12 protein-coding genes and 1 pseudogene are annotated in these 13,747 nt (G+C 61.0%); 3 read left to right on the forward strand and 10 right to left on the reverse strand.

The window, feature by feature from the left end:
- Window positions 1–21: 21 nt before the first annotated feature.
- From apnL to ACP7E6_RS26250, 7 genes are all read right to left on the reverse strand, one after another.
- On the reverse strand, window positions 22–1,902 hold the full coding sequence (gene apnL / locus ACP7E6_RS26220; RefSeq protein ID WP_426232640.1) for a D-apionate lactonase: 1,881 nt from the start codon (window positions 1,900–1,902) through the stop codon (window positions 22–24).
- Window positions 1,902–2,936, reverse strand: a complete 1,035-nt coding sequence (locus tag ACP7E6_RS26225) for a Gfo/Idh/MocA family protein (protein ID WP_426232622.1) — start codon at window positions 2,934–2,936, stop codon at window positions 1,902–1,904. Before ACP7E6_RS26225 ends, apnL begins: the two co-directional genes overlap by 1 nt.
- 191 nt (window positions 2,937–3,127) lie before the next feature.
- Entirely contained in the window at window positions 3,128–4,192 is a 1,065-nt protein-coding gene (locus tag ACP7E6_RS26230) for an ABC transporter permease (protein WP_426232623.1), read from the reverse strand.
- Window positions 4,192–5,748 carry a sugar ABC transporter ATP-binding protein gene (locus tag ACP7E6_RS26235; protein WP_426232624.1) on the reverse strand — a complete coding sequence of 519 codons (1,557 nt, stop codon included), beginning with the start codon at window positions 5,746–5,748 and terminating at the stop codon, window positions 4,192–4,194. Before ACP7E6_RS26235 ends, ACP7E6_RS26230 begins: the two co-directional genes overlap by 1 nt.
- A gap of 1 nt (window position 5,749) precedes the next feature.
- On the reverse strand, window positions 5,750–6,406 hold the full coding sequence (locus ACP7E6_RS26240; protein ID WP_426232625.1) for a DUF2291 family protein: 657 nt from the start codon (window positions 6,404–6,406) through the stop codon (window positions 5,750–5,752).
- 74 nt (window positions 6,407–6,480) lie between these two features.
- Window positions 6,481–7,422: a D-ribose ABC transporter substrate-binding protein gene (locus tag ACP7E6_RS26245; protein WP_426232626.1), complete on the reverse strand. Its 942-nt coding sequence runs from the start codon at window positions 7,420–7,422 to the stop codon at window positions 6,481–6,483.
- A gap of 80 nt (window positions 7,423–7,502) precedes the next feature.
- Complete coding sequence (locus ACP7E6_RS26250; protein WP_426232627.1) at window positions 7,503–8,330, reverse strand: phosphogluconate dehydrogenase C-terminal domain-containing protein; 828 nt, start codon at window positions 8,328–8,330, stop codon at window positions 7,503–7,505.
- A 101-nt stretch (window positions 8,331–8,431) separates the two neighbouring features.
- Here ACP7E6_RS26250 and ACP7E6_RS26255 point away from each other — a divergent pair, with 101 nt between their 5' ends.
- Window positions 8,432–8,689 carry a hypothetical protein gene (locus ACP7E6_RS26255; protein ID WP_426232628.1) on the forward strand — a complete coding sequence of 86 codons (258 nt, stop codon included), beginning with the start codon at window positions 8,432–8,434 and terminating at the stop codon, window positions 8,687–8,689.
- A 56-nt stretch (window positions 8,690–8,745) separates the two neighbouring features.
- Window positions 8,746–9,750 carry an HD-GYP domain-containing protein gene (locus ACP7E6_RS26260; protein WP_426232629.1) on the forward strand — a complete coding sequence of 335 codons (1,005 nt, stop codon included), beginning with the start codon at window positions 8,746–8,748 and terminating at the stop codon, window positions 9,748–9,750.
- A 16-nt stretch (window positions 9,751–9,766) separates the two neighbouring features.
- Here the strand turns inward: ACP7E6_RS26260 and ACP7E6_RS26265 are convergent, their stop codons facing one another.
- Window positions 9,767–11,110, reverse strand: a complete 1,344-nt coding sequence (locus ACP7E6_RS26265; RefSeq protein ID WP_426232630.1) for a four-carbon acid sugar kinase family protein — start codon at window positions 11,108–11,110, stop codon at window positions 9,767–9,769.
- Between the two features lie 5 nt (window positions 11,111–11,115).
- On the reverse strand, window positions 11,116–12,369 hold the full coding sequence (gene oiaX / locus ACP7E6_RS26270; protein WP_426232631.1) for a 3-oxo-isoapionate-4-phosphate decarboxylase OiaX: 1,254 nt from the start codon (window positions 12,367–12,369) through the stop codon (window positions 11,116–11,118).
- A 211-nt stretch (window positions 12,370–12,580) separates the two neighbouring features.
- Between oiaX and ACP7E6_RS26275 the strand changes: the two genes are divergently transcribed.
- The gene (locus tag ACP7E6_RS26275; RefSeq protein ID WP_426232642.1) at window positions 12,581–13,288 is read left to right on the forward strand and encodes a transcriptional regulator NanR; all 708 of its coding nucleotides are present in this window, start codon (window positions 12,581–12,583) and stop codon (window positions 13,286–13,288) included.
- 12 nt (window positions 13,289–13,300) lie between these two features.
- Here the strand turns inward: ACP7E6_RS26275 and ACP7E6_RS26280 are convergent.
- Window positions 13,301–13,483, reverse strand: a pseudogene (locus tag ACP7E6_RS26280) (helix-turn-helix domain-containing protein); the annotation flags it as partial.
- Window positions 13,484–13,747 lie beyond the last annotated feature (264 nt).

The following is a 13,747-nucleotide window of genomic DNA, read 5'->3' on the forward strand; positions in this document are numbered from 1 at the left end:
AAATGCCGTCGGCACGCTCCGTCAGGTCGTGCCCTTCGCTGCTTGAATGGCAATATGGGTTGCTTCAAATGGAGCGAGGTGCGTCCGCAGGGAACTCAGGCCGAGTTGCATCGTGTCTATGGACTGTTGCACTGCCGTCAGATTGACGATCCAGGCGATACCGCCGGCCGTCGTCTGCACCGTGAACGCCAGCACTTTGTCGGGCGCCGACGAGGTGACGGCCTGCCAGTTTTGCCCGGCAAGTTCCGCCAGTCTTTTGACGATGGCGTGAAGTGGGCGCATGCCGCCTTCCTCCACCGGCTCAAGCTCTCCGGCATAAAGCCCGAACGGGCCGGTGAGGGCTGATAGCGTCAGTGTTTCGAGACCGGCATTCAACACCGAGGCGATATAGCCGGCGGCGAACGCTGCGGCGAATTTGCCGTTGTGGCGCGGGTCGCGGTTGGCCATGGGCATGCGGTTACCCTGCGGATTGTCCATCGTCCGGCTGCCATAGGGGTTCTGGCGCATGGGGATGGTGGAGGGGCCGATACGGTAGGGCTTGTCGCCGTAGACGGCGCGGACCGAGCGGGTGATGAAAGGCAGGGCTTCGAGCGTCTGCATGACGCTGATATCGTCGGCGGCGTGGACGATCGGGTTGGTACAATGGCTGATGAAGGCCAGATTTTCGCCCGGTACGCGCTTGCGGTTGAGCTCGGTGAAATAGGACAGCATGCCGCCGCCGAGACGAATGCCCGCAAAAGCTTTGGCGGCCGCCGCATAAACCTCTGCAAGCGGCGGGCAGTCGGGCCAGCTGCTGCCGGGCGGCGTCGATTGCCGGTCGACGGAGGGGCAAACCATGATGGCGTTAGGCGCGAAATTCGCAGCACGCATCCATGTGGCGATTTCCTGTAGTTCCCCATCCAGCGGGCCTTTGCAGGGGACGGCGATTTCGAGGGTGGTGGTGCCGTCGTGGACCGCCGTCATTTCAGCGAAAGCGATGAAGGCGCGGGCATCGTGCCCGGCGATCGGGTCGAAATGGAAGAGCAGGTCCTGGACTTTTGGAGCGTCGGATTGCCGAAGGGCGGCGAGGCTGGCTTTGGCTTCTTCCGGTGTGATCAGCAGGCCGATGGCGGGCATGGCACCCGTCAAGGTGCCGGGGGTAAGGCGGATGATGGCATCATTTCCAGCGGATGCTGGGCGATCGTCCAAGGCGGCGCGGCTGTCGGTTATCGTCAGGGTGATCTGCTGGGTGACCGGCTCGTTTGCGGGGATCCGGTAAGGCCAGGGCAGGGCGAGTGGGCGCACATAGGTCTTGTAGGAGGCGTCGGACCAGTTGCGCTGGTCCTCCATCTCGAACGCATCGCCGTCCATACGGCATTCGACATTGACGCCCGGGAGCGCCGTGTGGGTGATGGCGCGCATGTCCTTGAAGGGCTGCCAGGGCTCGATCAGGTCGGGCAGTTCGGCGTCTTCGATGCTGCCATCGACATGCTCGACGGAGACGGGCGTGCCGGCCACCCCGACGATCGGGTGGAGAATGCAGAAGCCGCAGCGGTTGGTCTCGAAGCCTGTAATGGAATGGGCAGTGCCCTTGAAAGTCATCGCGCCATCGGCGGTGCCCTCGATTGCGGCGGTTATGTCGAGAACCGTGCCCTCGGGGCCGTTACATCGGGCGGTGTAGGCAACGGTGAAGCCGGTGTCCGTTTCAGTGACGGCGAGGTTGGCCAGTGTGGGGTCGTAGGTGCCCCAATCGCGGTCGCGGACCAGGTAGGAGATGGCACGCAGCACCTCCACGCCGTCATAACTGATAGCGCGCAGATTGCCGCCTGCCAGGTGCGCCGTCAGTTTGCCGGCTTTCAATATCCGCGAAGCGGGCTCAGCTTGCCTTGTACCGTAGAGCTGGAAGGCGAGGTCTGCAGCCATCATTTCAGCAGGGGTCCGATGTCGATGGTGGTGTTTAATGCCGCACTTTCATAGGCGGCTTCGACCAGTGCGAAGGTCTTCAGATTATCGCTGCCGGACGTGGAGGTTTCCTTGGCCGCTGTCAGGCTATCGGTCCAATGTTGCTGGATGGCAAAAACGCTTTCCTGGATATTGTGCCACGGGCGCGACGCCCAGGGAAGAAGCGTCGGGGCGACATCGGTGTTGACGGTGCCTTCGGCATTGGTGACCTGCAGTTCATAGCCCTGCGACAGGCGGATCGAGCCTTCGGTGCCGTCGATTTCGATCAGCGTTTCGGGGAAAGGCTCGGTGGATTGTTTCGTTGCATAGCTGACATCGACGATCGACGTGGCGCCGCTCTCGTGATCGAGCAAAATGGTTGCCACATCCTCGCCGTTGATCCTGGGGTTGACGCGCTTGGTGCGCGCCGTCAGCGAGGTGACGTCGCCGAGAATGTAGCGGGCGATATCCAGCGTGTGGATGCCGAGATCCTCGATGATGAAGCGCTTGCCTTCGGCAAGGTAGGGCTGGCCGGAGAACACGTCATAGCCGGAGCGGAACGAGAAGCGACCCCAGAACGGCGTGCCGATCACGCCCGATGCGAGCGCTTTGTCGACGGCCTGGATCGGCGTCTGCCAGCGGAAATTTTCATGGATCATCAGCGGAACGCCGGCAGCCTTGCAGGCCGCGACCATGGCCTTGGCATCGGCGAGCGTCGGGGCAAACGGTTTTTGGCAGATCGCTGGGATTTTGTTTGCGGCAGCCATTTCGATGAGGGCGCGGTGACTGTTGACGGTCGTGGCGATATCGACGAAATCGAAGCCGCCGTCGCCAAACATCCGGGCGGCATCGGTGTAGCGCCGTTCGATGCCGAACTGGTCGCCGACGATCTGTAGGCGCTCTGGATCGCGGTCACAGATGGCGACGATGCGAGCCCCCTTGACGTCGTTCCAGCCGTGCATCTGGTTGACGGCAAAGAAGCCGCAGCCGATCAGGGCGCCCTTGAGGTTTGGCATGTCGTTTCCTTCCCAACTCAAAAAGAGCCCCTCCCCAACCCCTCCCCACAAGGGGGAGGGGCCAGCATGCCGCACTCCCCAGGACCCCAATTGGCCTCCACATTCTCGGAGGCTGTTGTGGAGCAGGTGAGCTGCGGCAGGTTAAGCCCCTCCCCCTTGTGGGGAGGGGTTGGGGAGGGGCCTTTAAAACTTTAGCCCTTCTTCGCCAGCTGCATCAATGTCACCTGCTGCTGCAGCCGTCTTTGTGCTTGGTCTACCACTACGGCGACGATGATGACGATGCCCTTGATGACCATCTGCCAGAACGAAGAAACGCCCATCATCACCAGGCCGTCCGACAAGATGCCGATGACGAAGGCGCCGATAATGGTTCCGCCGATGGTGCCGCGGCCGCCGGACATCGAGGTGCCCCCGAGCACGGCTGCGGCAATGGCGTTGAGCTCAAAGGAATTGCCGGTGGCCGGATGCGACGCCATCAGTTCCGACGAGATAACGATGCCGACGATAGCGGCGCAGAATCCGGAGAACATGTAGACGAACATCTTGACGCGGTCGACGCGAATGCCGGACATACGGGCGGCGCGCTCATTGCCGCCGACCGCAAAGATCTGGCGGCCGATCGGCACATATTTGGCGACATAGGCGGCGGCAAGCGCCACGACGATCAGGATCCAGATCGATACCGGCAGCCCGATGATGCGGCCGGAGCCGAGAAAGCCGAAGCCGGTGGTGGCCAGTTCGGGCTTGCCGATCAGGTTTGGAAACGTCTGGCCGTCGGAGGAGAGCAGCGCGAACCCACGGGCGACATAAAGCGTGCCGAGCGTGGCGATAAAGGGCGCGACGTTGAGCTTGGTGATGAGAAGCCCGTTGATTGCGCCGATGAGGATGCCGACGACGAGCGTGATCAGGCAGACCTCGATGACGTTGAAATACATCGTGTAGCCGATTTGGAGATCGATGCCGTTGAGGATCAGGCCGCCGGCGACCATGCCGCAGAGACCGACGATCGAGCCGACCGAAAGGTCGATGCCGCCGGTGATGATGACGAAGGTCATGCCCATGGCGAGGAAGGCATTGAGCGCCACATGCTTCGACATCAGGATAATATTGGCCGTCGATAGGAAGTTCGGCGCGAAGATCGAGAAGAAGGCGATGACGGCAAACAGCGCGATGAAGGTCCGCAGTTTCATCAGCGTCAGAAGGATGGAGCCGCTATCGGCCGCCGGGACTTTTTCGGTCGAGGTTGCAGTCGTCATCACGCAATTTCCCTTGTCGATGTGTGGCCGGCCGATTTGTGTCCCTCTGACGCAGCCTTGACGATGAGCTCTTCGGTGGCGTCAGCCCGGTCGAGGATCGTCGTGATCTTGCCGTTGCTCATGACGGCGATCCGGTCGGACAGCGCCATGACCTCTTCGAGGTCGGACGTGGAGAACAGGATGGCGAGACCATCGCCGGCGAGCTTGCGCATGGTGCGGAAGACATCCGCCTTGGCGCCGACATCGATGCCCCGGCTCGGCTCGTCCATCAGAAGAACTTTCGGATTGGTCATCAGCGCCTTGCCGATGACGACCTTCTGCTGGTTGCCGCCGGACATGGAGGTGACGTCGAAATCCGGGTTCGGCGCCTTGATCGAGAGATTGCGGACCTGTTCCTTGACGGCCGCCTGCTCGCGGTCGCCGGAAATGTGAAAGCCGAATTTCACGAATTTTTCTAGGCTTGCCAAAGTCAGGTTCGCGGCGATCGACAGGACCTGCACAAGGCCTTCGCGCTGGCGGTCTTCCGGAATGAGGGCAAGACCCTTGCGGATGCGGGTTGACGTGTCCTTGGCGACGATCTCTTCGCCGGCGACAAAGATCTTGCCGGTCGAATGCGGATGCTGGCCGATGACGCATTCGAAGAACTCGCTGCGGCCGGCACCCATCAGGCCGTAGATGCCCAACACCTCGCCGGCGCGAACCGAGATCGATAGGTGATCGACGGCGAAGCCGCCGGTCTTGCGCGGCAGGCAGATGTCTTCGGCGCGAAAGGCCTCAGCGCCCAGCTTGTGGTCGAGCGACTTGGCGAAGTCCTTGGCATCCGAGCCGATCATCGAGCGGACGATCCATTTGGTGTCGATGTCCTTGACCATGGCCTGGCCGGTGATCTGACCATCACGCAGGACGGTGATGTAGTCGCCGATCCGCATCAGCTCTTCCAGCCGGTGCGAGATGTAGACGATGGCGACCCCTTGCGCCTTCAGCTCGCCGATGACCTTGAATAGGATATCGACTTCGGCCGCAGAGAGCGCCGAGGTTGGCTCGTCGAGAATAAGGATGCGGGTATCGAGCGAGATCGCCTTGGCGATTTCGACGAGCTGCTGCTGGCCGATCGGCAGGTCCTCGACCATGGTCTCGGAGCTGATTCCGGCATCGAGCTTGTCGAGAAACTGGTTGGCTTTCTGCACCTGGGCCTTGTGGTCGATGCCGCGAATGCCACGGGTGATTTCGCGGGTGGCAAAAATGTTCTCAGCGACCGAAAGATTGCCGAACAGGTTGAGCTCCTGGAACACCATGCCAATGCCGTGTTTCTGGGCGTCGGCGGGAGAGTTGAACTCGACGTCCTTGCCTTCGAGCAGGATGCGGCCGAGCGACGGTTTCTCGACGCCGGCGATCATGCGCATCAGGGTCGATTTTCCCGCGCCGTTCTCGCCGACGAGAACGTTAACCGCGCCGCGCTTCAGCTCAAGGCTCGCATGCTTGACGGCGACGATGCCCGAATAGACCTTGGTCACATCGTCAAGCTTGAGGATGGTGTCGTGGAATTCGGCTGCCATGTCAGCCGCCGATCGTGATGGTCGCGGGCGTCAAAAGCGCCGGCTGGCCGGGGGACGGCAGCGGATAGGCGCCGAGCGCCTCGACATGTTTGCCTTCGAGGCTTTCGCGCGGCAGCTTTTCAAGCGTCAGGCCGTTGACATGGGTGTTGAAGGCCTTGCCGAATTCGGCCCACTGGATCTGGTTCTTGAATTCGTTGAAATTGACGAAATCGAGGCTGTCGCGGATAGCCGTGCCCTTGATGACAGGGCCGATCTGGATGCGCAAATCGGCTTTGCCGTCGCCATCGACATCGGTGTCGAGATAGGCGGCGCGCGATGCGGTTTGGGCTTTGACGATCGTGCCGGAGACCTTGGCCGCGAAAGTCCACGGCGCGCTGCCTTCCTTCTCCTTGTGGCCGTATTTTGCCGCCGCAGCGTCGAGGTCGGATTTGGACAGGGCGGAGACTTCCTGGAAGGGGCCGGCGCGCGTTTGCAGGAAAGGGATGACCTCGCTGTCCCAGATTTCCGCAACTTGACGTGCGGGATTGAAGCCGCCGCTTGCTGCTTGCGCAGCCTCTTCCGCCGTCGGTGTCTTGATGATCTTGCAGCCGCCGAGCGCCAAAAGTGTGGTCAGCGCAAGGGAAAGCTGGATGGCGGCGGCGAGCCGGAAATGCGGCATGAATGTCACTCCGTCAGATGGCATAAAACGCACAGGGCAGATTTCGTCCGCCCTGTGCGCATCCTTGGGGAGGATTAGTCCTTGAGCGCGAAGGTTTCGAGCTTTGGGGCGTTGTCGGCGTTGATGAGCACGCAATCCATCAGCTGCTTTTCTTCAGCCGGACCCTTGCCGGTCTTGATGAACGCGTCGGCCTGCTCGACCGCCATCTGCGCCTGAGCGTAAGCCGGCTGAAGTACGGTTGCCTTGATGCCGCCCGATGTGATGCTATCGCGCACGTCGTTGGAGCCATCGAATCCGACGACGATGACGTCCTTGCGGCCGGCAGCCTGAAGGGCGGCGATCGCCCCCATGGCCATCGTGTCGTTGCCGGAAATGACGCCCTTGATGTCGGGATTGGCCTGCAGGATGGTCTCCATCTTGGAATAGCCTTCTGTCTGGCTCCAGTTGGCCGACTGCTGGGCGACCATCTTCAGCTCCGGATATTCGTCGATGATGTCGTGATAGCCCTTGGAGCGAATGCCGGCATTGAGATCGGCTTCGCGGCCGAGCAGCTCGACATAGTTGCCCTTCTCGCCCATCAGCTTGACGAACTCTTCGGCGCCGAGCTGGGCGCCCTGGTAGTTGTTGGAAACGATCTGCGAGACGGCAACGCCGGTAGCGTTGATTTCGCGATCGATCAGGAAGGAAGGGACCCCTGCATCCTTGGCCTTCTGGACGGCGGCGATCGAAGCTTCGGAGCCGGCATTGTCAAGGATGATCGCCTTGGCGCCGCGGCCGATGGCTGTGTCGATCAGCTGGCTCTGCTTGTTGGCGTCGTCATCGTGCACGAGAACGAGGGTCTCGTAGCCAAGTTCCTTGGCCTTAGCTTCCGCGCCGACGGCTTCCGCCTTGAAGAACGGGTTGTCGTGCGACGGGGTGATGATGGCGATGAGATCGGCGGCGAATGCCGGCATGGCAACGCTCAGTGAAAGGGCGCCGGCAAAGGCGGCAAGCGTCAGTCTGCGTGTCAGTGTCATGTGGTTCCTCCCGGTTGATTAAGTTGACGGCTCCGTTCCCGGCGGAGCCGTCGATGTGCGGAGCGTCGGCTCCTTGTCGATCAGGTGATGCGCCGGATGCTTTCGGCGATCTCCTCGGGTTCGAAGACTTTTCTCCAGTCGTCGCGCATCAGCGCGGGGATGCCGAATTCGATGGCCTTGTTGCACGCGTCCGAGAACACGCCCTGAACTTCGCCGAAAATCACGGCGCCGAGCACGTTCAGGTGGCCGAGCAGGAAGTCGCGGGCAGCCTCTTCCGGCACGCCGCGCTTGACGCACTCGTCCATGGCCTGCTTCATGACGACCAGCAGCGAGGCGGCAACGGTTTCGGACAGGCCTGGCTCCAGCATCGCCATCTGATCGACGGTGACGCGGTGCGAGCGCATGACGGGAGCCCAGATGACCTTGGCGATCTCTTCACCCAGCGCATAGGCTTCTTCCGGGCCCTGCATCAGCGCGGAAACGATATGCTGCTTGGCGAACAGGCCGCCGAAGTGGTCCTTCTTCGCCTGCATGTCCGTTTCATCGTTGAAGATCGGCGGATGGCAGGGATGGGTGACGAAGTAGGTGAGATCGGCGCGTTCCGGCAGGTGGCCGGCAAACGGGGCGGCAGCATCCAGAGCCACCACCATCGTACCCGCTGTCAGCTTGCTTTCAATGCCTGCCGCGACCTTGCCGATGGCTGTGTCGGGCACAGCGAGGATGACGACATCGACACCGGCAAGCGCCGCATCGACATCAATGCAGGACAGGCCGAGTTCGTTGAGCAACCGTGCCTTGCCGGCCTCGCTTACTTCCACATGGCGCACATCGAAGCGTGAGCCCTTGAGGTTCTTGGCAAGCCGGTAGCCCATTTTGCCGCCGGCACCGAAGAGTGCGATCGAAGTCATATTTTCTCACCTGCGCGTTTGCTTTGCGATGGTTTATGGCAACTGGTATGATGAGTCAATCAGTATGTCATGTTGCGAGTCGGTTATTGGGAGTGTTCGCCATGATATTGCTGCGCACAAAATTTCCGTCGGCTGTGATTGGCAATCACAGGAAGACTTGGTGTCATCCGGCAATCGAAGGTAGTTTTCTCGGAGGTTGGATTAATTTTGAAGCGGGTGATAAGTCTTTAACGCCGGATAAATCGTTTTTATCAAAGATCACTCACGAGAGATTTCCTGCGCGGGTGGTGTTTCTGGATGGACACTTGAGTTTTTCGTCTGCTGCATGGGAGGGAACGAAAGTTATACTCAGGAAATGATATTTTATGGTGTTAACCGGGCAGGGAGCGCGCAATGATTGAAAAAGAGCGATAGCATGCTCAAGCGTATCAAACGCCATCAGGCCCGAGTGGGCATGTTCATCACCGATATCGAAGACCCGTTGCGAGACGAGGCAGCGCCTGTGCGTAGTTTTCTTCTGAAGGACGAAGCGGCTGCGGCAAAGGTGAGAGCCAGCAATATCATCAGCCTCGTCATCGATACCCGCAGGGGAGTGGACGTCGGCGCCGGCCGGCCTCATCCGGACAAGCGGGAAAGCGAGGCATCGCTGTCCAATCTTTCCCGGCCTTTTACCCAGACCGAAATCGAGGAGGCGCTGCAGACGATCGAGCAGACCAGGCCGCTGCTCGACACGCTGTTTTCAAACGCGCGGCTGAACGGCAAGGGCACATTCGAGCCCGCCGATCGTGCTGTCGAGCAGATCGCCAAGTCGATGGTAACGAATCCAGCGGCGCTGATCGGCATTACCCGCCTCAAGACCAAGGACGAATATACGTTCCTGCATTCGATTGCCGTCAGCGCGCTGATGGTGCATTTCGCACGCTTCCTCAAGTTCGACGAGCAAACGGTGCGTGTTCTCGGCGTCAGCGGCCTGTTGCACGATATCGGCAAGATGGTGATGCCCGACGCGCTGCTGTCAAAGAAGAGCGCGCTCACGGACGAGGAAATGGCGGAGATCCGGACCCATCCAGTTCGTGGCTACGAGTTGCTGTCGCGCCAGGGCGACATGCCGCAGATCGTTCTGGACGTCTGCCTTCACCATCACGAGCGGATAGACGGCAAAGGATATCCCTTCGGTCTGTCGGACAAGCAGATCAGCACGCCGGCACGGATCGCCGCCATCTGCGATGTCTATGATGCGATGACCTCGGCACGATCCTACAAGCGCGCGTGGACACCGGCGGAAACACTGAGGATGATGCTGAAATCCGACGGCCATTTCGATCGGCATCTTTTGACGCAGTTCAATGCCAGCCTGCGTGCATCCTTTTCACCCGTGCCACCGAAAGACCGCCGCAACGCGGTTCGCGCAATCCAATAGGCCAGCATCGGAATGGCTATGCTTGAAGGCCGTCCCGGATCTGCGCGAAGTAACCATCTGATCCGACCTGTCCACCCTTGAGCGCAATCTGCAGGCCGTTGGTCGCGGCATAGATGCCGTGCGCCGTGCACAACGGCGATCCCGGCGTTTGTGGTAGCGGCAGCAGCGTGGTCAGCGCCTGCACATGCAGTTCTCGAAGTGCATGGCTCGACGTATCGCCGCCGGCGATGACGGCGCGGGTCAAATGTTGTTCTTCCACCAGACGCCGCAGGATCGCACCGAGCAGCCGGCCGAGCCGGTGGCGGCTGCCGGGGATGCGGTCGATATCGCCGCCGCGGTCGGCGGATGGACCGAGCGCCGTGTTGAGAATGACGCTTTGGCCGCGCTTCAGGCTGTCGAGACCGCTTGTAATTGCCCGTTCAAGAGCGGCATTACCGCTTTCACCGAGCAGTTCCAGCGGATCGAGATTGATTCCGGCAAAACCGTTTTCCGTTGCATGGCGGATCTGCCGTTCGGTGGTGGGGGAGACGCTGCCGGAAACGACGGCGATACGGTCTGCCTTGCCGGGCAGCGGAAAGGTCTTCTTTCCCTCCGTCAGGCAGGCGGCCCTCCAGGCGGTCAGCAGCGCGTATTCGACACCGGAGGAGCCGGCAACGAACCAGCCGCCGTCGCGTCTCAGGCGCCAGAGCTGGCGGCCGGCATGGAACTGGCTTTCGGGGCTATCGACATCGAACAGCACCATGCCGTCCGCATCCCGGCAAACGTCGTCTACCCTGTCATCCGCATCCTTAGCGGCAAGCATGGAGAGATTGACGAGTCTGGCTGTCAGCGCCGTCTGTGCGCGCAGGTGCAGGCGCAGATCAGCCTCTGCCATGGGCGTGACAGGGTGGCGGCTCATGACGGGGTGGCGGTCGATGCGATACACTTCGCCTTGATAAGCGGCAAAGAGATGGCCGAAGGCGGTGTAACGCTTCAACTGCGGCGCACCGACGAGGACGGGGATGTAGGTCTGATCAAACAGCGCTTTGCCGATTTCGACGGCCCTGCCGATATTGCCGACCATCGGGCCGGAATCGAAGGTCGAGCAGACCTTGTAGTGACAGATATCGGCGCTGAGGCTTTTCAGCCAGCCGAAGGCCGGCGTCAGGTTCTTGTCCATCCAGTCCGGGGTTTCGCTGCGGCTGGTACCGGCAAGCCCGATGGCGCGGCAATCGCCGAAGCGTTGCAGCAGTGCCTCATCCGGCACATCCATGAACAGCACCGTCTCGACGCCATTGGAAGCCAGCGCCTCCATGACATCGGTAGAGCCCGTCAGGTCATCGCCATAATAGGACAGGAGAGGATTGGTCTGTGCGGTCATGATTTCTACTCGCTGGCGCTGCCGAATTTCTGGATGGAAGCGGCAAGCTCTGGATGATCCTTGGCATATGTCTCCAGCGGGATATCGGCGACGGCCGCTTGCCAGGCTTGCTGCACCGCGCGCACGCCGGCCGCCGGGCCGCCGGGATGGCTGACGATGCCGCCGCCACAAAGATAGAGCAGATCGGTTGTGCGGTTGGTGCGGCGATAGGTTTCCGGCGCCTGTCCGCCCCATTGGCCGGAACCGGCGACGGGAAGGGCGCAGTCGGATGGGTTGAACAGCGGCGTGGTCACCGCCTTGAAGCTTTCGACGAAACTGTCATCCGGCTCCCAATATTTCACACCGATGCCGTTGATCTGGAACTGATCGACACCGAGAAGCCGCCAGAATTGCTGCCAGACCTTGAAATCGAAACCGATGCCGGGATGACGGGTAAGCACGTCCCAGCCGTTGCGATGGGCGTGCAGCACCAGGCCGGAGCGCTTGCGCAGGAACGCCATGCCCCCCATGCCGATCGAGTTGATGTTGACGACGGCGCAATTGCCCCCGGCCTGCAGAACGAGATCATGGTTGCGCATCATCTCGTCGGGATCGGTCGCCGAGATGCCGAAGGCATACATCACCTTCTTGCCGGTCTTCTGCTCGTGATCGAGAACTTTCGGCATGATGGCGGCCACGCGCTCGCTGAGCGGCGAATAGGCCGGGCTCATCAGCTTTTCGTCGTCCTTGATGAAATCGACGCCGGAGCCGATCAGCTCGCCGACCAGCTCGGCCGTTTCGTGCGGGCGCAGGCCCAGTGCCGGCTTGACGATGGTGCCGATGATCGGCCGGTCGTAGACGCCGGTGAGCCTGCGGCTGCCGGGCAGGCCGAATTGCGGGCCGGGATAGGCGGACCCGTATTCCTGCGGCAACTTGAGATCGACGACGCGCAGCCCGGTCATGCCGCGGATCGAGAAGATGCCGCCGATCGCGATGGTCATCAGGGCGGACAGATCGGTGCCGACAGCATCGAGCGGGAAGGCGATATCGGCGTCAGCGCGGCGGATCGGCCCACGGCCTGCCGTGGCTTCCGGCCAGCTCGGGCGTTCGCCATCGGCAAGCGGGCGGATGGCGAGCACCCGGGCGGCAACCCGCGCCTTCAATTCCGGTGTTTCGCCGGGCACAGGTACAAAGGTGCCAGTCGACTGGTCGCTGGCGATCTTTTCCGCCATCGCCTCGATGCTGCCTGATGTTTCAATTCTGTAGGTGACGACGATCATGATCGCGCAAGAGCCTCCCGGTATGGCAAATCCCTGCCAGATTGTGTGGCACATTTTCGCCAACTGGTATAATGAGTATATCAATTAAGCAAGAGGGGCGCTTGCGTCCGCGACGATCGATGTGGAATGTGACGCCGATGAGCGTGTGTGTGGATTTCATTCGCCACAGGAGCGGTGCATAACGATGGCGAATGTGAACCAGCGAGACATTATGGGCCAGCAGACCGAACAGATCGTCCGCCGCAAACTGTCTGACGAAGTTTTCGCGCGGCTGAAGGCGATGATCACGTCAGGCGAATTGCAGCCCGGCGACGAAATGCCGTCCGAGCGGGAACTGATGGAGCGCTTCGGCGTCGGCCGGCCGGCGATCCGCGAGGCGATGCAGGCGCTGGCCGGCATGGGGCTGGTGGCCATTTCGCACGGCGAGCGCGCCAAGGTGCTGGAACTGACGGCGCAATCGATCTTCCGCCAGATGGACATGACCGCAAAGATGATGCTGGCCAAATCCTCGGATTCGCTGGAACATCTGAAAAGCGCCCGCATCTTCTTCGAGCGCGGCATGGCGCGTGAGGCGGCCCAGAAGGGCGGTGCCAACGACATTGCGGACTTGCGCGAAATCCTCGACCGGCAGCGCGCGTCGCTGGGCGACGCCGAAGCCTTCATCGCCGCCGATATGGAATTCCACACCCGGATCGCCCGGATTTCACGCAACCCGATCTATGTCGCCGTCAGCGATGCGATGCTCGCCTGGCTGAAGGAATACCATACCGAAATGCTGATCTGGACCGGCAAGGAAAAGTTCACGCTGGCCGAGCACGAGGAAATCATCACCTGCCTGGAAGCCGGCAATCCCGACGCTGCCGAACAGGCAGTACTGAAACATCTGGAACGGTCTCGGGCGCTTTACGCAGCGAAATGATGGCCAGTCCGCATAAGCGCTTCCGAGTTCAGGCACCTGCCGACCTTCGAACGCAATGCGGCGCAGCTCACGGAAAATGGTCGAGCGATGTCGGTGCAGTTTCTCGGCGATGACGTCAACGCTGATTCCAGCCGTACGCCAGCGAGCAATCTTGCGGCGTTCATCCAGATCAATCTGGGAGTAGGTGCGATTCATGTCTCGTTCCTTGCAGGATAAACTGTTGTTATCTATTGCAAGTCGCACTTCATCCTTGAACCCACCCGGCTACACGGACTGTCACAGCTATTTAAAGATGAGACAAAGTAAGAAATTTAGAGACGCGACACCATCCTATTCGTTATTACTGATTTTGCAAGATTCTATATTTGCCGATACACAGACGTAAGCCGCCGCCCGGGTGGAGCTGGTCGGGGTTGCGTAGGCCGGGCGGTGGCGGATGGCTCCAGCTGGAAGAGTAAA

It is taken from the genome of Pararhizobium sp. DWP3-4 (genome assembly GCF_049898205.1).
Taxonomy (GTDB): domain Bacteria; phylum Pseudomonadota; class Alphaproteobacteria; order Rhizobiales; family Rhizobiaceae; genus Pararhizobium.